Origin of the sequence: Leptotrichia sp. oral taxon 215 str. W9775, from assembly GCF_000469505.1 — a bacterium.
Classification (GTDB): Bacteria; Fusobacteriota; Fusobacteriia; order Fusobacteriales; family Leptotrichiaceae; genus Leptotrichia_A.
In genome coordinates, this window is sequence record NZ_KI272855.1 from 1 (window position 1) to 24,155 (window position 24,155).

25 protein-coding genes are annotated in these 24,155 nt (G+C 30.9%); 20 read left to right on the forward strand and 5 right to left on the reverse strand.

The features are described 5' to 3' along the window. Positions 1-128 precede the first annotated feature (128 nt). The 20 genes from HMPREF1984_RS06605 to upp all read left to right on the forward strand — a co-directional run bounded on the left by HMPREF1984_RS06605 (position 129) and on the right by upp (position 19,445). Positions 129-407: an HPr family phosphocarrier protein gene (locus HMPREF1984_RS06605; RefSeq protein WP_021767168.1), complete on the forward strand. Its 279-nt coding sequence runs from the start codon at positions 129-131 to the stop codon at positions 405-407. A gap of 125 nt (positions 408-532) precedes the next feature. Next, positions 533-2,344 (forward strand): S1 RNA-binding domain-containing protein, encoded by a 1,812-nt coding sequence (locus tag HMPREF1984_RS06610; RefSeq protein WP_232219689.1) that lies wholly within the window; start codon positions 533-535, stop codon positions 2,342-2,344. Positions 2,345-2,536: 192 nt separating this feature from the next. Then, positions 2,537-3,295, forward strand: coding sequence for a site-2 protease family protein (locus tag HMPREF1984_RS06615; RefSeq protein ID WP_021767170.1), 759 nt, complete (start codon positions 2,537-2,539; stop codon positions 3,293-3,295). A gap of 24 nt (positions 3,296-3,319) precedes the next feature. After that, positions 3,320-4,480, forward strand: coding sequence for a lipopolysaccharide assembly protein LapB (locus HMPREF1984_RS10965; protein ID WP_021767171.1), 1,161 nt, complete (start codon positions 3,320-3,322; stop codon positions 4,478-4,480). A 3-nt stretch (positions 4,481-4,483) separates the two neighbouring features. Continuing rightward, on the forward strand, positions 4,484-5,074 hold the full coding sequence (locus HMPREF1984_RS06625) for a YigZ family protein (protein WP_021767172.1): 591 nt from the start codon (positions 4,484-4,486) through the stop codon (positions 5,072-5,074). A gap of 42 nt (positions 5,075-5,116) precedes the next feature. Further along, positions 5,117-6,436, forward strand: coding sequence for a ribosome biogenesis GTPase Der (gene der, locus HMPREF1984_RS06630; RefSeq protein ID WP_021767173.1), 1,320 nt, complete (start codon positions 5,117-5,119; stop codon positions 6,434-6,436). A gap of 14 nt (positions 6,437-6,450) precedes the next feature. Continuing rightward, complete coding sequence (locus HMPREF1984_RS06635; protein WP_021767174.1) at positions 6,451-7,563, forward strand: AI-2E family transporter; 1,113 nt, start codon at positions 6,451-6,453, stop codon at positions 7,561-7,563. A 164-nt stretch (positions 7,564-7,727) separates the two neighbouring features. Then, positions 7,728-8,186: a MarR family winged helix-turn-helix transcriptional regulator gene (locus HMPREF1984_RS06640; RefSeq protein ID WP_021767175.1), complete on the forward strand. Its 459-nt coding sequence runs from the start codon at positions 7,728-7,730 to the stop codon at positions 8,184-8,186. A 20-nt stretch (positions 8,187-8,206) separates the two neighbouring features. Next, positions 8,207-9,547, forward strand: a complete 1,341-nt coding sequence (locus HMPREF1984_RS06645; protein WP_021767176.1) for a TrkH family potassium uptake protein — start codon at positions 8,207-8,209, stop codon at positions 9,545-9,547. Positions 9,548-9,569: 22 nt separating this feature from the next. After that, on the forward strand, positions 9,570-10,226 hold the full coding sequence (locus HMPREF1984_RS06650) for a TrkA family potassium uptake protein (RefSeq protein ID WP_021767177.1): 657 nt from the start codon (positions 9,570-9,572) through the stop codon (positions 10,224-10,226). Positions 10,227-10,326: 100 nt separating this feature from the next. Continuing rightward, a complete protein-coding gene (locus HMPREF1984_RS06655; RefSeq protein WP_021767178.1) occupies positions 10,327-10,683 on the forward strand; it encodes a metalloregulator ArsR/SmtB family transcription factor in 357 nt (118 codons plus the stop codon). A gap of 100 nt (positions 10,684-10,783) precedes the next feature. Continuing rightward, positions 10,784-12,961 (forward strand): heavy metal translocating P-type ATPase, encoded by a 2,178-nt coding sequence (locus HMPREF1984_RS06660; protein ID WP_156894258.1) that lies wholly within the window; start codon positions 10,784-10,786, stop codon positions 12,959-12,961. A gap of 356 nt (positions 12,962-13,317) precedes the next feature. Next, a complete protein-coding gene (gene rfaE2, locus HMPREF1984_RS06665; protein ID WP_232219691.1) occupies positions 13,318-13,776 on the forward strand; it encodes a D-glycero-beta-D-manno-heptose 1-phosphate adenylyltransferase in 459 nt (152 codons plus the stop codon). A 31-nt stretch (positions 13,777-13,807) separates the two neighbouring features. Further along, entirely contained in the window at positions 13,808-14,275 is a 468-nt protein-coding gene (gene tsaE / locus HMPREF1984_RS06670; protein ID WP_036100108.1) for a tRNA (adenosine(37)-N6)-threonylcarbamoyltransferase complex ATPase subunit type 1 TsaE, read from the forward strand. Continuing rightward, positions 14,244-14,981, forward strand: coding sequence for a tRNA (adenosine(37)-N6)-threonylcarbamoyltransferase complex dimerization subunit type 1 TsaB (gene tsaB / locus HMPREF1984_RS06675; RefSeq protein WP_021767182.1), 738 nt, complete (start codon positions 14,244-14,246; stop codon positions 14,979-14,981). Before tsaE ends, tsaB begins: the two co-directional genes overlap by 32 nt. Continuing rightward, positions 14,981-15,892, forward strand: a complete 912-nt coding sequence (gene ftsY / locus HMPREF1984_RS06680) for a signal recognition particle-docking protein FtsY (protein ID WP_021767183.1) — start codon at positions 14,981-14,983, stop codon at positions 15,890-15,892. Before tsaB ends, ftsY begins: the two co-directional genes overlap by 1 nt. A 98-nt stretch (positions 15,893-15,990) precedes the next feature. Continuing rightward, on the forward strand, positions 15,991-17,004 hold the full coding sequence (gene pta / locus HMPREF1984_RS06685) for a phosphate acetyltransferase (protein ID WP_369750553.1): 1,014 nt from the start codon (positions 15,991-15,993) through the stop codon (positions 17,002-17,004). Positions 17,005-17,039: 35 nt separating this feature from the next. Next, a complete protein-coding gene (locus HMPREF1984_RS06690) occupies positions 17,040-18,236 on the forward strand; it encodes an acetate/propionate family kinase (RefSeq protein ID WP_021767185.1) in 1,197 nt (398 codons plus the stop codon). A gap of 155 nt (positions 18,237-18,391) precedes the next feature. Continuing rightward, entirely contained in the window at positions 18,392-18,631 is a 240-nt protein-coding gene (locus HMPREF1984_RS06695; RefSeq protein WP_021767186.1) for a type B 50S ribosomal protein L31, read from the forward strand. Positions 18,632-18,821: 190 nt separating this feature from the next. Continuing rightward, positions 18,822-19,445, forward strand: a complete 624-nt coding sequence (gene upp, locus HMPREF1984_RS06700) for a uracil phosphoribosyltransferase (protein ID WP_021767187.1) — start codon at positions 18,822-18,824, stop codon at positions 19,443-19,445. Between the two features lie 169 nt (positions 19,446-19,614). On the opposite strand, the gene HMPREF1984_RS06705 is transcribed toward upp, so the two are convergent. The 5 genes from HMPREF1984_RS06705 to msrB form a co-directional block, all read right to left on the reverse strand. Beyond that, on the reverse strand, positions 19,615-21,270 hold the full coding sequence (locus tag HMPREF1984_RS06705; protein WP_021767188.1) for a sensor histidine kinase: 1,656 nt from the start codon (positions 21,268-21,270) through the stop codon (positions 19,615-19,617). Continuing rightward, positions 21,267-22,049, reverse strand: a complete 783-nt coding sequence (locus HMPREF1984_RS06710; RefSeq protein ID WP_021767189.1) for a response regulator — start codon at positions 22,047-22,049, stop codon at positions 21,267-21,269. Before HMPREF1984_RS06710 ends, HMPREF1984_RS06705 begins: the two co-directional genes overlap by 4 nt. Further along, entirely contained in the window at positions 22,050-22,523 is a 474-nt protein-coding gene (locus tag HMPREF1984_RS06715; RefSeq protein ID WP_021767190.1) for a redoxin family protein, read from the reverse strand. Between the two features lie 56 nt (positions 22,524-22,579). After that, positions 22,580-23,218 carry a cytochrome c biogenesis protein CcdA gene (locus HMPREF1984_RS06720; protein ID WP_021767191.1) on the reverse strand — a complete coding sequence of 213 codons (639 nt, stop codon included), beginning with the start codon at positions 23,216-23,218 and terminating at the stop codon, positions 22,580-22,582. Between the two features lie 18 nt (positions 23,219-23,236). Then, the coding region (gene msrB / locus HMPREF1984_RS06725) for a peptide-methionine (R)-S-oxide reductase MsrB (protein WP_021767192.1) at positions 23,237-24,155 on the reverse strand (919 nt) is incomplete at its 5' end.

Consider the following 24,155-nt stretch of genomic DNA (forward strand, 5'->3'; position numbering starts at 1 on the left):
TCCTCTTCATTTTTTCTTGCTTATTTGGTATAATATGTATTATAATTGGAAATAATGTGTAATTATTTTTGTATATTATGAAAATATATTATATTTAATATAATATATTAACGGAGGTGTGTTTCTTTATGGAGAAACTGCTAATTGAGATAAAAAATAAACAAGGTCTTCATTTAAGGCCTGCCACTTTAATATTTAAAACTTTAAATAGTTATGATTCTAAATTGTGGATTGGCGAAACTGATAATATGGAAGAAATGCTGGAAGTTAAGCGTGTCTTTGATTTGCTAGATTTAGCTGCCGGTTTTGGAACTAAATTATTTTTAATTGCAGAAGGTGAAGATGAGATCTTATTATTGAATGATTTGAGAAAGCTTATTGAAGTGGAAAAATTTGGAGAAGGGTAAAAATATAAGAAATATTGATTTATAGTAATTTTATCTGGAAATTTTATAGAGTTACTTATAAATTGTAAAAATTAAAGTTTATAAAAATTTGGTATATACTATATTGTGAGTGAGGAGATATGGCTATGAGTGATTTGAACAATGATTTATTTGAGGAAATGCTAAATGATTATCTGCCTGAGGAAAAGAAATCTGGAGATGTAATTAGCGGAATAATTACTAGAAAAGATATGGATTTTGCTTATTTGGATTTATCAGGAAAACAGGAAGGTAGAATTCTTATCCGTGAAGTTGAGGATTTTAATGTAGGTGACACAATAGAAGTTAAAGTATTGAGAAGTGATGAGGAGTTTGTAATTGTATCTAAATTTTTACTTGATAAGGCTAAAGAATTTGCATCTTATGAAGTTGATGAAATTGTATCTGGGACAATATTGAAAAAAGTAAAAGGTGGATACTCGGTAAGAGTTGGGAAAAATGAAGCATTTTTACCATTTTCTCTTGCAAGTTTAGAAAGAGATAAAGATTATACAGGAGAAAAATTCAAGTTTTTAATTAAGGAAAAAGGAAGAAATAACCTTACAGTATCTAGAACAGACTTAGTAAAAAAAGAAGAATTAGATTATTTCAGTTCTTTAAATGTTGGAGATATTGTAGAGGGAAAAGTTAAGGAAGTACTTGATTTTGGTGTAATACTTGAATTAGGACCTACTACAGGATTTATCCATATTTCTGAAGTATCGTGGGATCAAGTTTCTGATTTAATTGAAAAATTTGGAATAAATGATGTTGTTAAAGCTAAAGTTATAGAAAAAGATGAAGAAAAGAGAAAAATAAAGCTAAGCTTGAAGCAGCTTGAAGTAGATCCATGGGTTGAATTTAAAAATACACATAATGTTGGAGATGTAATAAAGGGAACAGTAAAAGAAATACTTGATTTTGGACTTGTAGTTGACCTTTCAAGAAATAAAGGTTTTGTTCATATTTCAGAACTTGCATGGAATAATGCAGCTAAAGTATTGAAGGAATTTAAAGAAGGCGACGTTATTGAAGCTAAAATTATAAATATTGATGATGAAAAGAAAAATATTAAATTAAGTGTAAAACAGTTGACAGAAAATCCTTGGGACTCAGTAAAAGAAAAATACAATATAGGAGATGTGCTTGAAAGACCAATTGCTGAGATTTTTGAGTTTGGATTGCTTGTGGAACTTGAAAAGGATGTAGAAGGATTACTTCACGTTTCTGATATTTCTTATAGAAGAGTCACTAACTTACCTTCAAGATACAACGTTGGAGAAATTATTAAATTTAAAATTATAGACTTTAATAATGAAAAAAGCAGATTGTCTTTAAGTGCAAAAGCTTTGTTAGATGATGTATGGGAAAAAATTGAAGAAAGCTATAATGTTGGAGACATAGTAAAAGGTAAAGTTATAAATGTTCAGGAATATGGAATTTTTGTTGAAGTTCAGGAAGGAATAGAAGTATTCATACACAGAAATGAATTTTCATGGGATAAAAATGAACATTTGGAATATAAATTAGGTGACGAAGTAGAGTTTAAAATAATAAATGTTGATAAAGCCGGAAAGAAAATAGGAGGAAGTATAAAACAGTTGACAATTTCTCCTTGGAAGGAAGCGGCTGAGCAATATAAAGTAGGAAATAAAGTTGTTGTACCTATAACAAGTATTCAGGAAAACTTTGCTTTAGTAAAATTAACAGACAGATTTGATGGAATAATACCGAAAAAAGAACTTACAGAAGAATTTTTAAAGGATATTTCAGAGAAATTTTCTGTAGGAGATGAAGTGGAAGCAATAGTAACAGAATTGAATGAAAAGAAAAAATCAATAATTCTTTCAGTTAAGAAGATACAGGAAATAGAAGAAAGTAAAGAAATGGAAGAATTAATGAAAAAATATGGAGTATAGTCCAGACTTTAAATTTTGAAATATATTTATTCCCTTGAGAAGAGCGGTTTGAAAGAGCTGTGATTTAAAAGGGAATTTTTTTGAAATAATTTTTGATATTTTTCTGTATATCAAATAAAAAATAAACATAAATTTTCCATTAATGTGATATAATAATGTGGTAGTTAGTAATGAATAGAAGAAAGGAATAAAATGGATATAATAAGGAAATATTATGAAAAATTTAGGAGTTTAAACCCTAAAAATACGGAAATAAAATTACTGGTAATTATTTTAATAATAGGATTGTTTTTATTCAGAGGAATACATGAATTTGAATTTTCATGGGAACTTGTTATTTCATTAGCTGTACTTGTATTTTCAATGACTTGTCATGAGGTGGCACATGGCTATGTTGCCTATAAGTTTGGAGATGATACGGCAAAAAGGGAAGGAAGGATAACGTTAAATCCTTTGAAACATTTGGATTTGACGGGAATGATACTTCCGATTATGCTGTTGTTAAGTGGTTCAGGCTTTTTAATAGGTTGGGCAAAACCGGTACCTGTGAATTTTTCAAGATTAAAACCTAACAGACTTGGATTATTCTGTGTTTCAATAGCAGGAATTACAGTAAATTTCATATTTGCAGCCATAGCACTGGTAATTATAAGAGTATTTGGAAGAAACTTTGATATTAATGGACTGGTAATAACAACACTGCTAAGTGTGTATATTATAAATCTGGCATTAGGATTATTTAACCTTATTCCTGTGACACCTCTTGACGGAGGAAGAATTATTTATTCGATAGCTGGAACAAAGGTAAGGGATTTCTATAATCAGATTGAAAAATATGGGATTGTAATAATTCTGTTTTTAGCATATATAGGATTTGTGTCAGACTATCTTTCAGTAGTACTTTCATTCTTTTTAAGTCTGACAGGGATAAATATAGGACTTGGATTATAAAATAAGAAATAGGAGTTGAGGGAAATGAAAAAAAGAATATTGTCTATAATTCTGTTTTTGGTAGTATGTTTAGGAGTGGAAGCTGTTACGAAGAAGGAACTGACACAGGAAGTACTTTCAAAGATAGGTATAAAGCAGGAAATAATTGATGAAACGATAAAACTAGATGAAAAATTTGCAGGAAAACCGATTTTTAGTATGGATGAGGATGAATTAGATGCAAGAATAAAAATGATAGAAGAAATTTTAGAAAAGGATGACAGAAATTTCGATCTTAATGATGAGCTTTTTACAATATATATTTTAAGTGAAGAAAAGAAGGATTATGAAAAGGCAAAATACTATCTTGAAAAAAGTGATAAGTATAATGACAAGTTCAGTTCTTATTTTAATAATATAGTGTATAATAGGAAAATAGGAAAAAAGAAAGAGGCTGAAAAAATTTATAATAAACTTAGAAAGGAATTTAAGGATAAGCCTCTTATAGATTTAGCTGATATTTTCCTAGAAGCTATGACTGGTGATGATGAGGATGACAGTCTTTCAGTAATGGATGAAAATTTCCTTGAAAATAACTTTTATCTGAATAATCCTATTGAAAATCCTGTAGTCAGCGACCATCCTCTGGATAATGTTTCAAAAATTTCTGAAAAAGATCCTGAAGATGATAAGGAAGATTATGAAGGATATAAAAAAATGATAAAGGAATTGACTAAAATGTCAGTTGAAAGAACGAAAAAGCAGAAAGAAGAAATTGAAAAAATGAAAGGGATAGTTGCTTATTTTAGTAACGATGAAAAACAGAGGGAATTTAATTTAAGTGATGATACTGTCAGAGGATTTGAACTGCAATTCCGTACACAGGAAATGTCAGATATAGGGATAAATGAAGGAGCTGAAAAGGCAGTTCAATATTATCTGGAAAATGTAGTAAGTGATACAGCAACTGAAGATGCAATACGTTTTAATAAGGATGATGAAGAATCATTATATTTTTCAGCGATGTATCTGCTTTCCATGACAGGAGATGAAAAGAAAATAGATAAGTACTCTAAGCAGCTGGAAAACACAAGAAATATGAAGATATTGCAAAAGTATTATGGAAAAGCGGAAAGTAAAAAAGCTCCGGAAAATACCTCAAAAGGAAAAAATAAAAAGGAATCTAATAAAAAAAGGGGTAAATAAATATTGAAAACAGTAGAAAAAGAAACAGTTATTGAATTTGAAGAAAAAAAATCAAAATTTATAGGATATATAAAACCTGTTTCCACTGTGGAAGAAGCTGAAAAGTTTATAGCCTCAATAAGGGAAATGCATCCAAATGCAACACATAATGTTCCTCTTTACAGGGTTGTAGAAGAAGGTCAGGAGTATTTTAAATATAATGATGATGGTGAACCGACAAATACAGCTGGAAAGCCGATGGCTGAAATACTTAATATTCTTGATGTGTATAATGTGGCAATTGTGGCTACGAGATATTTTGGAGGTATTAAACTTGGAGCAGGTGGCCTTATAAGAAATTATGCAAAGACAGCAAAAATTGCAGTAAATGAAGCAGGGATAGTTGAGTATAAGGAAAAATCCTTATTTATAATCGATTATGATTATGAATATACTGGAGAAGTTGAAAGCTTTCTAAATATGTATAAAAAGGAATTTGAAATTGAAATTGTTGAAAAAAACTATTCCAGCAGGGTTACGATGAAAATAAAGGCAGATAGTGAAATTGAAGAAAAATTGAATGAAATGAATAAACTGATTGTAATAAAATTATAACAGTACATGAAAATATTGAATTATGAAAAATAAGGAGGAAAAATGAAACAGGTAGTGGCAATTGTTGGAAGACCTAATGTCGGGAAATCAACACTGTTTAATAAATTAATAGGTGACAGACTTTCCATAGTAAAAAATGAACCTGGTGTTACGAGGGACAGACTTTACCGTGAAATGGAATGGTCAGGAAAAGAGTTTCTGTTAGTGGATACAGGAGGACTTGAGCCTAAAACAGATGATTTTATGATGAATAAAATAAAGGAACAGGCACAGGTAGCAATAGATGAAGCAGATGTTGTAATATTTCTGGTAGATGGAAAAGCAGGAATAACAGGACTTGATGAAGATGTTGCAAATGTACTTAGAAAAAAAGATAAAAAAGTAGTAGTGGCTGTCAACAAAATTGATAATTATATGAGGGATCAGGAAAATATACTGGAATTTTATGCATTAGGATTTGAAGAAGTAGTAGGAATTTCAGGAGAACATAAGATAAATCTAGGGGATCTGCTTGATGCTGTAATTTCAAAATTTGACAGGAAAAAGGAAAAAAGCAGGGAAGAAGGATTGAAAATAGCTGTACTTGGAAGACCGAACGCAGGTAAATCTTCACTTGTAAATAAACTTTTAAATGAGGAAAGATCCATTGTAAGTGATATTGCAGGAACAACAAGGGATTCTATAGATTCTTCACTTAAATATGATGGGGAAACTTACACTCTGATAGATACGGCAGGAATAAGAAAACAGTCAAAAATAGAAGATTCAATAGAATATTACAGTGTATTAAGGGCAGTGAAATCAATAAAAAGAGCAGATGTGTGTGTACTTATGCTTGATGCGACTGAGCTTTTAACTGAGCAGGATAAGAGGGTGGCAGGATTAATATATGAAGAAAGAAAGCCTATTATAATTGCTATAAATAAATGGGATCTTATAGAAAAAGATAATACAAGCGTAAAGAAATTTACTGAGCTTGTAAAGGCTGACCTTCCATTCCTGAGTTATGCTCCGGTAATAACTATTTCAGCATTAACAGGGAAAAGAACAATAAATATACTTGAACAGGCTAAATTTATAAATGAAGAATATCATAAGAAAATTACAACAGGACTTCTGAATCAGATTTTATCAGAAATGATAGCTCAGAATCCAGTTCCAACAAGAAAGGGAAGAGCTGTGAAAATAAATTATGCAACACAGGTAGGCGAAGCTCCTCCAAGATTTGCATTTTTCTCAAATAATCCTGAACTGATACACTTTTCATATCAGAGATATATTGAAAATAAGCTGAGGGAATATTTTGGATTTGAAGGATGTCCGATAGATATAGTGTTTAATAAGAAAAATGAAGGTTATTAATTGTAGGAGCAGTCATGAAAATTTATAATGAAGAAAAGATAAAAAAGATAAGAAATATACTAATTGTAAATGTTTTAGCCCTAATTTCCATACTTTTATTTTTCCAGGTTTACAGTTATTTTGTAAAACCGCTAAAATTAGTAATAAGTACAATTTTCCCGTTTATACTTTCGTTTGTTATAGTTTATTCACTTATGCCTTTTATAGATATGCTAAGTGAAAAACCAAAAGCTTCTGCACTTGCAGGGAATGGGAAAAAAAGTAAAAAATTGAATAGAAATCTTGCTATTTTAATAGTTCTGGTAATATTCTTTTCAATTTTTATATATATTGTTCTTGCATTTATTCCGATAGTTGCGAAACAGTTATCGAGCCTGATTGAGTTTTTTCTGAAAAATCAGGATAAAATGCAGAAGGATATGTTTGCTTTTCTGGAATCAAATAACATTGATTTAAGGGATACTATAATAAATTCCAAGGAAGTAATAATAAACAATACGCTGAAGGTTTTAAATTCAAGTTTTTCAGTGTTAAACAGTATGTTCAGTTTACTTTTTATGACACCTATTTTTACAATAATGCTTATATTCAGTTATGACGGTATTGAAAAAAAGGTTGAAGAAAAGCTTACAGAATATGGGCTTAGAGACTGGATAGGATTAATAAAGGATATGGATAAGTCAATAGGTGACTATATAATAGTAACAATGAAGGACAGTATGATTGTAGGTATATGTTCCTACATAATATTTTTCTTTTTGAAACTTGAGTATAGTTCGTTATTTGCACTTATAATAGGAATAGGAAACGTTATTCCATTTATAGGACCGTTTATAGGACTGATACCGGTAATAATGTATGCCATGACAAAGTCTTTCAGGCTCACAATAATGATAATAGTGTGCATAACTATACTTCAGACTATAGAAGCAAATATAATAAAACCATGGCTTACAAGAGCATCACTTAAAATTCATCCGATAACGACACTGCTTGTAGTTCTTATAGGAGGAGCATTGTTTGGGATAGGAGGAGCATTTATTGCGATTCCTGTATATATAATTCTGAAATCGGTGTGGATATTTTGTGAGAATAAATATTTTTCAAAATTGAAACAATTAAAATAAAGAAAATGAAGAGTCAATTTATAATATAAAAAATTTACAAATGTTGAAAATCTTAAAAAAATGTGGTATAAATAAAAAAAGAACATAACGTTATACAAATATCAGATTTTTAAAAGTTAAAAAAATAAAGGTATCTGTATAAGTATTTTGGAGAGGAGAAATTCATGAACAATTGCGGCAAGGGAGAAGCGGAAGTAAAAGGATGTCTTTATTTTACAATATCAAAGTTATTCAGAATAGTAAATAAGGTTGCTGAGGAATCTTTCAGTAAAATGGACATATGTCCTACACATGGTTTTCTGATGGTATTGTTACAGGAAGATGAAGAAGGGCTGTCAGTTAATAAAATATCAGAAACACTTACAATAGCCCCTTCTACTGTTACTAGATTTGTTGACAAACTTGTATCAAAGGGATATGTGGAGAGGATAAAAGTTGGGAAACAGTCGTTTACTAAAATAACAAAAGAAGGTAAGAAAATTATGCCTGAAGTGTATGCCTGCTGGGGAGATATTTTCAAGAAAGTTGAATCAATGGCTGGAGAAAAAGAATACATGAATAACGTGGCAAAAGTTATTACAGAATTTGCAGAGTTAATGGAAGAAAATCAGAAGAATTTATAATTTTTAGAAGGAAGAGACAGATGTTAAAAAAGAAAGTACATTTTTCACCTTATATAACTATTTTAATGTCCTTTTTTATAGTAATATTAATAGGAGGTGGAATTCTTTCTTTACCTTTTGTTACAATAAGTGGAAAAGGGACAAAATTAATAGAAGGAATATTTACTGCAACTTCGGCAGTTTGTGTAACAGGGCTTACAGTAAATGATGTAAGCACTACTTATAATTTAATTGGTAAAACGATAATACTGATTTTAATTCAACTAGGAGGAATAGGTCTTATTACATTTTCCTCCCTTTTAATATTACTGGTTTCAAAGGAAATCAGCTATTATACTAAGAAAGTCGTGCAGGAAGATATAAACGCTGAAACAGTATTTAATATACAGAAATATATAAAAAAGGTAATTATTACAGTTTTATTGATAGAATTAATAGGGGCAGTCATATTATTTTTTGAATTTATCAAAAAATTTAAAATTTCAGAAGCAATTTATTATTCTATATTTCATTCGGTTTCAGCATTTTGTAATGCAGGCTTTTCTTTATTTTCAGATAATTTGGAGTCCTTTAAGGGAAGTATGATAATAAATACAGCAGTTCCTATACTTATAATAGTAGGAGGACTGGGTTTTTCCACTATAATTAATGTTTATAGATATTTAAGAAAAGAAGATAAGAGAATTACTACCACTTCAAAGATAGCATTAAAGGTAACTGCGGGATTTGTTGTTTTTGGAGCATTTTTTATATTTATTTTTGAATATGCCAATATTAAAACAATGGGAAATTATACATTTATAGAAAAAATCGGAGCGGCATTTTTTCAAAGTGTAACTGCCAGAACAGCAGGATTTAATACTATGTCACTTGCAGGAATGAAGGAAATAACAGCACTTTTGTTTGTTTTTTTAATGTTTGTCGGAGCTTCTCCCGGATCAACAGGAGGAGGAGTAAAAACAACTACATTTGGCCTAATTGTTTTAGGAGTGATAACAATAATTAAGAATAAGGAATATATAGAATATAACGGAAGAAAAATAAGCTGGACCAACTTTAACAGGGCGGTTTCAATAGTTTCTATATCAATATGTTATATAATAGTTGTTTTATTTTTACTTATACTGCTGGAACCGGATGTAAATGTCATAAATCTGTTATTTGAACTAGTTTCAGCATTTGGGACAGCTGGAGTGACAAGAAACTTGACTCCTTATCTTGGGGATATGTCAAAAATTTTACTAATAATTACTATGTTTATTGGTAGGGTCGGTCCCTTGACAATAGTGTCAGCATTATCATTGGAAAAGATAAAATCAGGAAAATATAAGTATCCTGAGGAAAATATACTAATAGGATAATTTTAGAAAGGAAATATAAAAAATGGAAGGATATCTTGTTATCGGTATAGGACGTTTTGGAAAAAGTGTAGCAAGAACACTGTATGAAAATAACAAAACAGTTTTAGCGATTGATGAAAATGAGGAAGTTATACAGCAGATTATTGATAATCAGATTGTAGGCAATGCCGTTGTTTTAAATGCAACTGATGAAAATGCACTGAAAAAAGTGATTAATAATGATTTTGATACGGCTTTTGTATGTATCGGGACAGATATACAGTCCAGTATTTTAATAACTGTTACTTTAAAAGAACTGGGCATAAAAAAAATTATATGTAAAGCCAGAACTGAAAAGCAGGGAAAGGTTTTAGAAAAAATAGGTGCAGATATAGTTGTTTATCCGGAAAGGGAAATGGGAGAAACTTTAGCAAAGAAAATTATGAATCCTAAACTGACAGATTACTTTAAATTTTCTGAAGAATACAATATTTTTGAATTTGAGGTTCCGGAAGAATTTATAGGAAAAAATTTGAAGGAACTGGATTTACGTAACAAATATGAAATGAATATCATAGGAATAAAACAAGGAGAAGAACATATGAATATAAGTCCTAATTCTGAAACTGTAATAGAAAAGGGAAATATATTATTAGTAATAACAAATAATAAAAATGACATTAATTTGTTTGAAAATTAATAAAACCGGTTGACAAAAAATACATAATTCTATATAATTAACATATGAACAATTATTCATATGTTATAAAAACTATAATATAAAACAGAGAGGTGAAAAAATGAAAAAGGAAACACTAGTTTGCGAATGTACTGTTATACATCAGGAGGTAATTGATAAAATAAAATTACCTGAGGAAGAAGTTTTATATGATTTAGGCGATTTCTTTAAAATATTAGGAGATAGTACAAGAATCAAAATATTGAGCGCCCTATTCCAGTCTGAAATGTGCGTATGTGATATTGCCGCTTTACTTGGAATGACGCAATCAGCTATCTCACACCAGTTGAGGGTACTTAAACAGGGAAGACTTGTAAAACATAGAAAAGAAGGAAAGGTTGTCTACTATTCATTAGATGATGACCATATTAAACACATTGTGGATCAGGGACTTACCCATATATCTGAAAAAAGATAATCAGTTAAATTAATAAAATTATAGAATTTATATGGCTTTTATCATGGATTAGAATTATTATGTATTTAGGAATTATGTATTTATGTCAAAGGGGATAAAAATGAAAAGTGAAAGTAACCAGATAATTTTATCTATAAAAGGACTGCACTGTGCAAACTGTGCGGCTAAAATAGAGAAAAAAATAAATGATATTAATGAAATAGAAGAGGCAAATCTCGACTTTATTGGTGAAAAAATACTTCTTAAAACAAGTGAGACAAATGAAATTAAATTAATAGACACAATTCAGAAAATAGCAGATAGTATTGAAGATGGAGTAACTATTTCTTCAAGAAAAAAGAAAAATGCTGAAGCAGTTCATGAACACGGGAATGTACATGGCCACTCCCATGATCATGGTGGAGAAGTCGGTAGAATAATAAAACTCCTTATAGCTGGAGGAATATTTTTCTGTCTGGCTCTTATGCTTCCTTTACCTTTTAAATATAGAGGAATAAAGTTGGGACTATATCTCCTAAGCTATATAATAATTGGAGGAGATGTACTTTTAAAAGCTTTTAACAATATAAAAAGAGGAAGAATATTTGATGAGAACTTTTTAATGAGTATAGCTACAATAGGAGCATTTATTGTGGGAGAATATCCTGAAGCCGTAGCAGTAATGCTTTTTTATCAGCTGGGAGAAATGTTTCAGGGAATAGTAGTAAACAGATCAAGAAAATCAATTTCTGAACTGATGGATATAAGACCTGATTTTGCTAACTTAAAAATAGGTGATAAAATAGAAAAAGTTTCACCTGAAGATGTGAAACCGGGAGATATTATAATTGTAAAACCAGGAGAAAAAGTTCCACTGGACGGGGAAATTGTAAGTGGATATTCTGCTTTTGATACATCTGCCCTGACAGGTGAATCACTTCCATGTGAAATGGGAGAAGGAAGCCAGATTTTGAGTGGATATATTAATAAAACAGGTCTTATTAATGTAAAAGTGACTAAGATATTTGCTGAATCAACAGTTTCTAAAATATTGGATCTGGTTCAGAATGCAAGTGGCAAAAAATCTAAAACAGAAAATTTTATAACAAAGTTTGCAGGTTACTATACTCCGGTAGTGGTTATTATTGCTGTATTGATTTCTGTTGTACCACCATTATTTATAAGAGGTGCGGTTTTTGCCGATTATTCAGAATGGATATATAAAGGTCTTGTATTTTTAGTTTTATCATGTCCATGTGCCCTTGTAATTTCCATACCGTTAGGTTTCTTTGGGGGAATTGGAGGAGCTTCAAAACACGGAATATTAATCAAAGGTGGAAATTATCTGGAGGCATTGAATAAGGTGCATACAGTAGTTATGGATAAAACAGGGACACTGACTAAAGGAATTTTTAAGGTTACAGAAATTAATGTAAGTGACTCTGAATGGTCAGAGGATGAGCTTCTGAAGTATACAGCTTATGCAGAAAGCTTTTCAAATCACCCTATTGCATGCTCAATAGTTGAAGAATATGAAAGAAATCATGAAAAAATAAATAAGGCTTTAATCTCTGATTTTGAGGAAATTTCAGGATATGGAATAAAAGTCACTGCAGATGGAAGAAAAATAACAGCTGGAAATGCAAAGCTGATGAACTCTGAAAATATTAGTTTTACAGAAAGTGAGAAAGCAGGAACGGTTATTTATGTTGCAGCTGACGGAAAATATATCGGAAATATTCTGATTGCCGATGAGATAAAGGAAGATTCCATGAAGGCAGTGGAAGAAATGAAGAAAAATGGTGTAAAAGAAGTTGTAATGCTTACAGGGGATACAAGAAAAATAGGAGAAAGCATAGCAGAAAAGTTACATATAGACAAAGTCTTTACAGAGTTACTTCCCAATCAGAAGGTGGAAAAGCTTGAAGAACTTTTTATGCAAAAATCAGATAATGAAAAAATTATGTTCGTAGGCGACGGAATAAATGATGCCCCTGTTCTGGCAAGAGCTGACATAGGAGTTGCTATGGGAGGAGTCGGAAGTGATGCGGCAATAGAAGCGGCAGATGTGGTAATAATGAATGATGAACCTTCTAAAATAGTAACTGCAATGAAAATAGCAAAAAGAACCCGTACAATAGTGTGGCAGAATATAATAATTGCATTAGGAGTTAAGTTTATAGTGCTTGCACTTGGAATTGGAGGGCATGCAACAATGTGGGAGGCAGTTTTTGCAGATGTTGGTGTTGCCCTGATTGCAATTTTAAATGCCATGAGAGTTATGAAAGGAAAATTTTAAGTACAAAATAAATTTTAAAGATATTAGTAAAATTAGGTATTAAAATAAAAAATTTAAAATGGGGAGCAGAAAACTGTCTCAAGATAGAAAAAATAAAGTATATGAAAAAATATAAAAAACATTTTCATATTAATTTTTAAGTTTTTCTTGTGGGACAGTTACTGCTCCTGTTTTTGAAAATGATTAAAATAGGAAAAATTGTGAATATATTTTAAATAATTAGTAAAAAAATATCTCATAATTGAAAAAATGTGCTATAATTTATAATAATGAAAAATTATTGAAAATAAAATTGGAGATATGGAATGACAAAAATTGCCGGAAATTTTAAGCAGAATCTGCTTTCCCAGGAGGATATGAAAAAAAAGGTTAAGGAACTACAGGAAAGCGGGAAAAAAGTAGTTTTTACAAATGGGGTGTTTGATATACTTCATGTTGGACATCTTACTTATCTTGAGGAAGCAGGAAATTTGGGAGATGTTCTCGTAGTTGGAGTAAACAGTGACAGATCTGTAAAAACAAACAAAGGGGATAAAAGGCCTATAAATCCTGAGAAGTTTAGAGCACAGATGCTTCTTGGATTAAAATTTGTTGATTTTACTGTAATATTTGATGAAAAGACACCGGAAAATCTTCTGGATTTATTGAAACCGGATATTCATGTAAAGGGTGGAGATTACAGGAAGGAAGATTTGCCAGAAACAGAAATTGTGGAAAAAAATGGTGGAGAAGTGAAGATACTTTCCTTTGTTGATAATATATCCACAACAGAAATTATAAAAAAAATAATAAATGTATATTCTAAAAATAAATAACAGAAATTATAAAAATTGGAAATGGGAAAAAATGAAGGAAAAAATATTAACATTTGAGGAAATAGACAGGTTAGCTGTTAAAATAGCTGAAAAAATGAAAAATGGAGGCTGTCTGGGACTTATAGGAGATCTAGGTACCGGAAAAACAACCTTTACAAAAAGAATATGTAAGGAATACAATATTCATGAAAATATAAAGAGTCCTACATTTACATATGTTATTGAATATACTTCAGGTGATGTGACAGTATATCATTTTGATGCGTACAGAATAATAAATCCTGAAGAAATATATGAAATAGGATTTGAAGACTATATAGGTGAAGAAAATGCCGCTGTAATAGTTGAATGGGCAGACAATATAATAGATGAGATGCCTGAACACACAGTATATATTGAGATATCCTATAATGATGAAACAAGTAGAAAAATATCCATGTATAAATTAAAAAACGGAGAAAAAGAATATGTTGACTTTTGCAATAACAACAACAACTAAACTGGCAGGGATTTCCCTCCACAAGGATAATAAAATACTGGGAGAAATTAAAATCGAAGTTTCCAGAACCCATTCTACGACTATACTTGACCAGATAGAGGGCCTGTTTGCATGGACGGGAGAAAAACTGGATAATGTAGGAAATGTTCTGGTTTCAATAGGGCCAGGTTCCTTTACAGGAGTTAGGATAGCAATATCAGTAGTAAAAGGAATGTTTTATGGAAGAAATGTAAACTTTTATCAGGTGAATGAACTGGATGCTCTGGCTTATCAGGCATTTTACAGTTTAGACAGTAATTTTTTATCACAGAATAGTGGAAGTGATGAAAATAGTAAAATAGAAATATATTCCATGATAGATTCAGGGAAGGAAAAAATATATTGTGCAGCTTATGAGGCAGAAGCTTCAGAAGAAAAACTTAGACAGGTTGGAGATTATGAAGTGATTAAGCTTGAAAAATTGCTGGAAAAGCTGGATAATAAAAATAAAAAAATAGTAATTATTGGAGATGCAGGGATCAATTACAAGGAAAAAATTGCAGGAACACTAAAAAATAGAGCATTGTTTCTGGCAGATGACAGAATGAAAATATCAACTGCAACATTTATGCAAATGTTTTTAAATAATATATTGGAAAAAAGTGACATTTTTCAGTTAAAGCCTGACTACTTGGAAAAATCTCAGGCGGAAAGGGATAAAAAATAATGGGTTTAAAAGATAGACTTGCAGCACCTAAAAAAGGATTTTTTGGGAAACTTAAGGAAGTGCTTTTAGGAAAGGCTATTGATGATGATCTGTATGAAGAACTGGAAGAACTGTTAATCCAGTCTGATATAGGAATGAAAATGACTATGCAGCTTGTGGAAGAGCTGGAAAAACAAGTGAGTAAAAAGAAACTGAAAACATCTGAAGCTGTGTATGACCAGCTAAAGGAACTGCTGAAGGAAAAACTTATAAGCAACAATTCCTCAGATGAAAGTTCAGGAGTAAAGATAAAAGACGGTGAACTTAATATAATCCTTGTTGTGGGAGTAAATGGTGTCGGAAAGACAACTTCCATAGGGAAAATAGCTAATCAGCTTAAAAATCAAGGGAAAAAGGTTATAATAGGAGCTGGAGATACATTCAGGGCAGCTGCGATAGAGCAGATTGAGGAATGGGGAAAAAGGACAGGTATTGAAGTTGTAAAACAGGCTCAGGGAAGTGATCCGGCAGCAGTAATATTTGATGCTGTGAGCACTGCTAAAAACAGAAATTTTGATGTTGTAATACTTGATACGGCAGGAAGACTGCACAATAAAAAAGATTTGATGAAGGAACTTGAAAAAATAAATAAAATAATAAGACAGCAGTCAGGTCAGGAAAAAATTGAGACATTGCTTGTTATAGACAGTACAACTGGCCAAAATGGATTAGAGCAGGCAAGGGTATTTAACGAAATTGTGGAACTGACAGGGATAATCCTTACAAAATTTGACGGGACTGCAAAGGGTGGAATCATTTTCCCAATATCTGAAGAATTACAGAAACCAATTAAGTTTATAGGAGTTGGTGAAGGAATAGAAGATCTGAAGGAATTCAATGTAAAGGAATTTGTGGAAGCAATGTTTGATTAGTATAGATAGTTTATGGAATATATGCTTTATGTGGAGGGAAAATTCCCTCAATGAATTTATTTAAAAAAGTAACAAATTGATATTTAGAAACGGAGTGAATTTTAGTGGCAAACTTAACGGAAGAATTGAAAGAAAGAGCAAAAAAATTAGGAAAGACAATTATCCTACCTGAAACAGAAGATGAAAGGGTTCTTAGGGCAGCTGAAAAAGTTTTAGCTGAAGGAATTGCCAAAGTGGCACTTGTAGGAAACGAAAAAAAGATTAAGGAAGATGCAGAAAAACTGGGTGTTTCTCTGGAAGGAGCAATTATATACGATCCTGAAAACTGCGCTACAATAGATGAAATGGCAGAAATTTTGAGACAAAAAAGAGAGAAAAAAGGAATGACATTTGAAACTGCAAAGGCAACATTGCTTTCAGATCCAAGATTTTTTGGGGCAATGCTAGTTTACCAAGGAAGAGTAGACGGAATGGTTGCAGGGTCAAATTCACCTACAGCACATGTTTTAAGATCAGCAATATTGACAATAGGGCCTAAACCTGGGTTGAAAACAGTATCAAGCTCGTTTATAATGGTAACAAAAACTCCTGAATTTGGAGATAATGGAACATTCATATATGCAGATGGAGGAGTTATACCTAATCCTACTGCTATGCAGCTTGCAGACATTGCAATTTCAAGTGCAGAAAAGGCAAGAAAAACAGTTGGAATGAAAGAACCGAAAGTAGCATTCCTGTCATTCTCTACAAAAGGAAGTGCAGATGGAGAATCTGTAACAAAAGTTAGAGAAGCTATAGAAATTTTAAAAGAAAGAAATGTAGATTTTGAATTTGACGGAGAATTCCAGCTTGATGCGGCAATTGTTCCTGAAGTGGCAAAGGCTAAAGCACCAGGTTCAAAGGTGGCAGGGCATGCAAATGTTCTTATATTCCCTGATTTAAATTCAGGAAATATTGGGTACAAGCTAACTCAGAGATTGGCAGGAGCTAAGGCGTTAGGACCGTTAATTCAAGGATTGGCAAGTCCTGTTCACGATCTTTCGAGAGGATGCAGTGTAGAAGATATAGTTGAAGTTGTTGCTATAACAGCTGTAGAATCAGACCAAAAATAAATTAAAATAAAAAACATACAAACCAAGGAGGAAAAATGAAAATACTAGTAATTAACAGCGGAAGTTCATCTTTAAAATTTGAACTTATTGACATGACAAACGAAAAAACACTTGCTAAAGGGATTTGTGAAAGAGTGGGTATAGCTAACCCTATCTTTACATACAAAAATTTAGTAAAGGGAACAAAAATTGATAAACAGGAAGCTCCTATGGAAAATCATTCTATTGCGATAGACCTTGTTCTGAAAACATTACAGGACAAAGAACATGGTGTAATAACAAATGTTGACGAAATTGATGCAATAGGACACAGAGTCGTTCATGGTGGAGAATATTATGATGATTCAGTAGTTGTAGATGATGAAGTTATAAAAAATCTTGAAGATGTATCAGCACTTGCCCCACTTCATAACCCGGCAAACATAATGGGAATAAAAGTTATGAAGGAACTTCTTCCAGACAAGAAAAATGTTGTAGTATTTGATACAGCTTTCCATCAGTCTATGCTTCCTGAAGCATATATGTATGCATTCCCATACGAAGACTATACTGAATTAAAAGTAAGAAAATATGGATTCCACGGAACTTCCCACAAGTATGTAAGTGAACTGGTAAGAGAAGTTTTAGGAAAAGAAGATAGCAAAATAATTGTCTGCCATTTGGGAAATGGAGCAAGTATATCAGCAGTAAAAAATGGAAAAGTTGTAGATACTTCAATGGGGTTGACACCTCTTGCAGGAGTTATGATGGGAACAAGAACAGGAGATGCTGATCCTGCCGCTGCTCTTTATGTAATGGAAAAAAGAGGTCTTTCTTTAAAGGAAATAGACACAAGAATGAATAAAAAATCAGGAATCTTAGGGATTTTTGGAGAAAGTTCAGATTTCAGAGATCTGGAAGCAGCAATGGAAGCTGGAAATGAAAGAGCTAAACTTGCTTATGATATGTTCTGCTACAGAGTTAAAATATATATAGGTGCATATGCTGCCGCAATGGACGGAGTAGATGCCATAGCCTTTACAGGAGGAATAGGAGAAAATGGTAGCGATCCTAGAGAAACTATATGTGAAGGATTAGGATATCTAGGGTTGAAGTTTGATGCTGAAAAGAATAAAGAAAGAATTTCAGGAACAGTTGAATTATCAAAACCTGATTCAAAAGTAAAAGTATATAAAGTTGAAACTAATGAAGAACTTGTAATTGCAAGAGATACTTATAGACTTACAAAGTAGTTTTAATAAGGATTAATGCCTTTAAAAACTAAAAAAATAGATTGTAATAAAAAAACTTTAACATATTACTTGAAAATACTATAAAAATATGATATCATTATTTAAAACGACAAAAATTATTATCGGTAAAATTGATAGATAGAAAGGAGTCCGTAATGAAAAAAAATATACATCCTGAATATAAGTTTGTAGTATTCGAAGATACAAGTAATGGTGAAAAGTTTTTAGGAAAATCAACAAAGTATTCTAAAGAAACAACAACTTTTGAAGGACAGGAATATCCTGTAATAAAAGTTGCTACAAGTTCAACATCACACCCGTTCTATACAGGTAAATCTAAATTCGTTGATGAAACAGGAAGAGTTGATAAATTTAAGAAAAAATATAACTTATAATATTAATAAAAACAGAGTTGCTATTTTTAATAGTAGTAGTCTCTGTTTTTTTTGAGAAAAAAGAATTATAAAATAATATATATAATGTGTATTTATGGGGAAAATAGGGAAAGTAAATTAATGATAAAAATAATATCAGATGAGTAACAAAAAATAATATATAAACTAATAATGAACGGAGTGATTATCAATGGCAGTTTTTGAATTAAAGCATCCGCTAATAGAGCATAAACTTACAAACTTAAGAAGTAAAAATACAGATACTAAGCTTTTCAGGGAAAGTCTTAATGAAATAGCAGGTTTAATGGTATATGAAGCAACAAAACATTTACCATTGAAGGAAATTGAAACAGAAACTCCTATTCAAAAAACTAGAACAAAAGTTCTTGATGAGCCTGTAACACTTGTTCCTATCCTTAGGGCAGGATTGGGAATGATAGATGGAATATTACAGCTTCTACCAAATGCAAAGGTAGGCCATCTTGGAGTATATAGAAATGAAGAAACTCTGGAACCTGTATATTATTACGCAAAAATGCCTGCAAATGTTGCTGAAAGTCAAGTATTTGTAGTTGATCCGATGCTTGCAACTGGTGGTTCAATGATTTACACACTTAATTATTTAAAGGATAAAGGTGTAAAAAATATTACAATGCTATGTATAATAGGAGCACCTGAAGGAATTAAAAAAGTTCTTGAAAAACATCCTGATGTGGATCTGTATATTGCCGCAATTGATGACGGACTTAATGAAAATGCCTATATTTATCCAGGTTTAGGAGATGCAGGAGATAGAATTTTTGGAACAAAATAAAAATTTAAAAAAAAGAAATATTTTGAAAATAAAAGTAGAAAAATATAAAAATTTATAGTATAATATGAACAGTATTTCTAAATTATCTATAAATTATTATAGATAATATTTCTCATTTATTATTCATAAACAGGACGTCCGTTGAGGACGCCCTGTTTATATATAATATCTATTTATTTAATGGAATTTTTATAATTACTTCTGAACCTTTATCAGTAGAAGGAATAAATATTCCATATTCTTTTCCATAATAAAATTTAATTCTTTTAGCAACATTTTTAATACCGACACCGCCTGTCTTACTTTTTTTGAAGTTTTTAGATTTTTTAAATCCTATTCCGTTATCTTTAATTGAAATATTGATTGAGTTATCTTTTTTATACACATTGATTTTAATAATTCCATTTTCTGAAATATTTTTTATCCCATGATAGATGGAATTTTCCACAATAGGCTGAATAATAATTTTAGGAACTTCAACTGAAAGAAGCGTTTCATCTACATTGAAAAAATATGAAAGTTTATCTTCATATCTCTGTTTTTGTATGAATAAATATTCTTGAACATGCTTTATTTCATCTTTTAAAAAAATCATTTCATTTCCATTGCTAAGGGAAATCCTGAAGAAGTTTGCCAGTGCTTTTGTAATGGCAATGACTTTTTTCTTATCTTCAAATTCTGCCATCCAGATAATAGTATCAAGTGTATTGTATAAAAAATGTGGATTAATCTGGCTATGAAGGGCTTTTATTTCGTATTCTCTTAAATATTTGATTTTTTTAATCATTGTATTAAAGTGCTCAATCAGATTATTTATTTCATAGCCTGTATCTTCCTTAAGATGAAATTCACTTAAAGTATTTTCAAATTTTTGCATATGTTTTTCCAGCTTTATTAATGGTCTTAAAAATTTTGTTATTGCCATGAATGTAATAACTGAGGAAAAAATCAGAGAAACTAAAAAAATGGCAAGGACAATATGAGAAAAATTTCTTTTTAAAGTAATCAGATCATTCATATTAGCCAGGCTTTTCAAACTCCAGTTTGTGTTTTCTATATTTATTTTATATAAATATGTATCCTTTGATTTTATATTTTTTTCTGAAAACTTTTCAAGACATTTTTTGTTTATAAAACAGTTAACATCCCTATAATATATAATATTGTCTCTTTCATCAACTATAATGCTGTCACTCTGTTTTCCAAAAGCAAGAGAATTCAGGTATTTTTCCAGTATTTCATATTTTATGTCAAAAACTATAACTCCAAGATTTTCTCCATTTCTATTTTTAATATCCCGACTTATTGATAAAAACCAGAGAGCTGAATTCATAGTTGCAGGATTCTTTCTTATAGGGTTAAATACAGGTATGTCAGAATTATTTATAGCATCAATATACCATGGTTCCTTCATCATATCAGTAGATATGTTCATATTATTTGTTTTATCACTGGACACAATGTTGCCGTTTTTTCCTATAACGGTAATATTTTTAATTCCTTTATTATTATCTAAAATAAAAGAAACCATTTTTTCAACACTTTGTCGGGAATTTTCATTTCCTGTTGTAAGAAAACTTTTAATATCAGTGTCTACTGATAGGAGATTAATTATATTTTTTAGTTTATCTACGTACAATGCAATATAACGGGTTGTAGTAATTACATTTTCATTAGTATATTCTATTTCCTTATTCATTATAATATATTTTGAAGTATAGTAAAAAATACTGCTTAGAAAAAGGACAAACAGAAAATTTCCAATCAGATAATAAAAAATTATTTGCAGCAGCATTGAATTTTTCATTGATTTTTTGAATTTCATAATTTCTCCAATACACTTTTTTTGAATTCTTTAGGTGTCATTCCAAAAGTTTTCTTGAATTTTGAATTAAAGTAGTTAAAATTTTCAATTCCGACAAGTTCTGCAATTTCATAGTTTTTCAAACCAGTTGTCAGAAGAAGAAGTTTTGCCTTTTCCATTCGTATGTTGTTCAGATAGTCCTGAAAAGGAATACCAAACAAATTTTTAAACAGGGAACTTAAATATCCTGAAGATAAGTCCATTTCATCAGCAAGTGAACTTAAGCTGAAGGAGACTTCACTATATTTTTCTTCCATTTTTTTAATTATCATATCTTTATATTTCTTATTTGAAACATCTTTATCAGAATCTTCTGAATGATTAATCTTATCAATAATTTTTCTGGCTTCATTGTATTTTTTATCTTCTTCAAGACTGTAAATCAGCTTTGAAATTATTTCGTTTATATCAGATTTAGAAACAGGTTTTAAGATGTAATCTTCGACACCTATTTTTAAGGCTTTCTGAGCATATTCAAAATAATCATATCCTGATATGATGGCTATTTTTACATCGTGTTTTATTTCTTTCATTTCCTGAGCCAGAGTAAGTCCATCTTTAAAAGGAATATTTATATCAAGTAAGACCAGATTAGGCAGCACATCGGAAAAAGTCTTAAAGGCAGAATTACCATCTTCTGCCTCATATATGTCATTTATTTTATATTTTTCAAAATCAATGAAGGTTTTTATTCCTCTTCTTATTATAGGTTCATCATCAACTATTAGAATGCTGTACATCTATTTAACAGCTCCCTTAATTTGAGCAGCATTCATATGTCCCTGAGATGTACTTATAATATTTAAATTACTGTCAAGAATAATATTTGAAGGATATCCCAGGATTTTTGCCCTTTTTATGACAGTTCCCTTTTCATCTAGAAGAACTGTGATATTTTTGTAGTTAAGCCCTTTATACCATTGAATAAATTTATCAGTTGGTTTCTCCCCTTTAAGACCAGGAGAAACAATAGTTATAACTGTAAAATTTTTGTTTTTGTCTGCACTTAAAGAATTTATTTCATTTAAGCCGGAAAGACATATTGGACACCATGAAGCCCATACTTTAATATATACCTTTTTTCCTTTGTATTTGTCAAGGGAAACAGGTTTATTATTTATATCTTTTAACTGAACTCCCTGAAGATTACCATTTCCAAAGGCAGTTATACTGAAACCTAACATGATTGCAATTATGGCAATTAATTTTTTCATAAAAATACACCCTTTCTTTGTTATATTATTAATTATTTCAATATTTGATGAGACAGTTAAAATTTTCCAAGAATAAGCATAATTCCCATGAAAATAATAAGAAATCCACCAAAGATTTTAAAATATTCTGTATATTTATTCAGTACACGTACTTTTTTCAGTAATTCCTGAGAGAAAAAGGAAAAAAGTACAAATGGAGTTGAAAGTCCTAAAACGTAAATAAACATCATTAATCCTCCATATATTGCAGAACCTTCATTTCCAGCTAAAGTAAGTACCGAAGCAAGTATAGGACCTATACACGGAGTCCATCCCAGGCTGAATGTCAGCCCTAGAAGAAAAGCCTGTAGTGAAGAGTTTTTCCCTATAAGATTAAATTTTAAAGATTTATTTTTTTCCAGAAAATTAAATTTTAGTATGCCTGTCTGATGAAATCCAAGTATTATTACAATAATACCTGCTATAATTTTTATAGTTTTATTGAAAAATATTCCTGTAAGCAGGCTGAAGCTGAAACCTATACTTACAAAAGTAAGTGAAAGCCCTAATATAAAGAGAAATGTATTAAGTATAGTTTTCTTTCCTTTGCTTAGTATTCCCAAATATACAGGAACGATTGGAAGTATGCATGGAGAGAGGAAACTTGCCACTCCTCCAAGAAAAACACTTCCTATTAAAAGGTGCTGATTAGTCATTATTTTTCTCCTCTTCTTTTATTTAACTAAATTTATCAAATATCCATAATTTTCCTTTTCCATATCCTTTAAAGGAATAAATCTTATGGATGCACTGTTTATACAATATCTAAGTCCACCCTTGTCTTTAGGTCCATCGTCGAAAACATGACCAAGGTGAGCTTTTCCACTTCGGCTTAGAACTTCTGTCCTGATCATATTGAAACTTGTATCATTTTCGTAAGTGACAACATCTTTTACAATAGGTTTTGTAAAGCTTGGCCATCCACAACCTGAATCATATTTATCTTTTGAAGAAAATAAAGGTTCTCCTGTTGTAATATCCACATATATTCCTGGTTCATGATTATCCCAGTATTCATTTGTAAATGAATGTTCAGTGTTTTTTTTCTGTGTAACGCTGTACTGTAATGGAGTCAGACGTTTTTTCAGTTCTTCATCACTTGGTTTCGGATAGTCTTTAGGATCTATGATAACTTCATCAGCCATATCAAGATTTATATGGCAGTATCCGTTTGGATTTTTTTTCAGATAGTCCTGATGATAGTCCTCAGCAAGAATGTAATTTTTAAGAGGTTCAACTTCCACCTGAATTTTATCTGTATATTTTTTCTGCTGTTCTGAAATTTCCTGCAGGATAATTTCCCTGTCCTTGGGATTTGTGTAGTAAATTCCTGTACGGTACTGTCTTCCCCTGTCATTTCCCTGCTGGTTTACACTAGTGGGGTCTATTACCTGAAAGTAATATTTGAGCAGCCTGCTAAGTGAAATTTTATTTGAATCGTATTTTACATGGACAGTTTCTGCGTGGTCGGTTGAAGCAACGATATTATAGCTGGTTTTATCAGTTTTACCATTTGCATAGCCGACTGTGGCATCCTTAACTCCAGATATCCTTTCCATATATGCTTCAATTCCCCAGAAACATCCTCCTGCA

What these genes read in the sequence shown, in the direction of transcription:
- HMPREF1984_RS06690 (WP_021767185.1), top strand. Translation starts at nt 17,040, where the DNA reads ATGAAAATACTAGTAATTAACAGCGGAAGTTCATCTTTAAAATTTGAA.
- HMPREF1984_RS06645 (WP_021767176.1), top strand. Translation starts at nt 8,207, where the DNA reads ATGTTAAAAAAGAAAGTACATTTTTCACCTTATATAACTATTTTAATG.
- tsaB (WP_021767182.1), top strand. Translation starts at nt 14,244, where the DNA reads ATGTTGACTTTTGCAATAACAACAACAACTAAACTGGCAGGGATTTCC.
- HMPREF1984_RS06660 (WP_156894258.1), top strand. Translation starts at nt 10,784, where the DNA reads ATGAAAAGTGAAAGTAACCAGATAATTTTATCTATAAAAGGACTGCAC.
- HMPREF1984_RS06650 (WP_021767177.1), top strand. Translation starts at nt 9,570, where the DNA reads ATGGAAGGATATCTTGTTATCGGTATAGGACGTTTTGGAAAAAGTGTA.
- HMPREF1984_RS06640 (WP_021767175.1), top strand. Translation starts at nt 7,728, where the DNA reads ATGAACAATTGCGGCAAGGGAGAAGCGGAAGTAAAAGGATGTCTTTAT.
- HMPREF1984_RS06705 (WP_021767188.1), bottom strand. Translation starts at nt 21,270, where the DNA reads ATGAAATTCAAAAAATCAATGAAAAATTCAATGCTGCTGCAAATAATT.
- HMPREF1984_RS06720 (WP_021767191.1), bottom strand. Translation starts at nt 23,218, where the DNA reads ATGACTAATCAGCACCTTTTAATAGGAAGTGTTTTTCTTGGAGGAGTG.
- upp (WP_021767187.1), top strand. Translation starts at nt 18,822, where the DNA reads ATGGCAGTTTTTGAATTAAAGCATCCGCTAATAGAGCATAAACTTACA.
- HMPREF1984_RS06715 (WP_021767190.1), bottom strand. Translation starts at nt 22,523, where the DNA reads ATGAAAAAATTAATTGCCATAATTGCAATCATGTTAGGTTTCAGTATA.
- der (WP_021767173.1), top strand. Translation starts at nt 5,117, where the DNA reads ATGAAACAGGTAGTGGCAATTGTTGGAAGACCTAATGTCGGGAAATCA.
- rfaE2 (WP_232219691.1), top strand. Translation starts at nt 13,318, where the DNA reads ATGAAAAAAAAGGTTAAGGAACTACAGGAAAGCGGGAAAAAAGTAGTT.
- tsaE (WP_036100108.1), top strand. Translation starts at nt 13,808, where the DNA reads ATGAAGGAAAAAATATTAACATTTGAGGAAATAGACAGGTTAGCTGTT.
- HMPREF1984_RS06615 (WP_021767170.1), top strand. Translation starts at nt 2,537, where the DNA reads ATGGATATAATAAGGAAATATTATGAAAAATTTAGGAGTTTAAACCCT.
- ftsY (WP_021767183.1), top strand. Translation starts at nt 14,981, where the DNA reads ATGGGTTTAAAAGATAGACTTGCAGCACCTAAAAAAGGATTTTTTGGG.
- HMPREF1984_RS06635 (WP_021767174.1), top strand. Translation starts at nt 6,451, where the DNA reads ATGAAAATTTATAATGAAGAAAAGATAAAAAAGATAAGAAATATACTA.
- HMPREF1984_RS06695 (WP_021767186.1), top strand. Translation starts at nt 18,392, where the DNA reads ATGAAAAAAAATATACATCCTGAATATAAGTTTGTAGTATTCGAAGAT.
- HMPREF1984_RS06605 (WP_021767168.1), top strand. Translation starts at nt 129, where the DNA reads ATGGAGAAACTGCTAATTGAGATAAAAAATAAACAAGGTCTTCATTTA.
- HMPREF1984_RS06710 (WP_021767189.1), bottom strand. Translation starts at nt 22,049, where the DNA reads ATGTACAGCATTCTAATAGTTGATGATGAACCTATAATAAGAAGAGGA.
- HMPREF1984_RS06610 (WP_232219689.1), top strand. Translation starts at nt 533, where the DNA reads ATGAGTGATTTGAACAATGATTTATTTGAGGAAATGCTAAATGATTAT.
- HMPREF1984_RS10965 (WP_021767171.1), top strand. Translation starts at nt 3,320, where the DNA reads ATGAAAAAAAGAATATTGTCTATAATTCTGTTTTTGGTAGTATGTTTA.
- HMPREF1984_RS06655 (WP_021767178.1), top strand. Translation starts at nt 10,327, where the DNA reads ATGAAAAAGGAAACACTAGTTTGCGAATGTACTGTTATACATCAGGAG.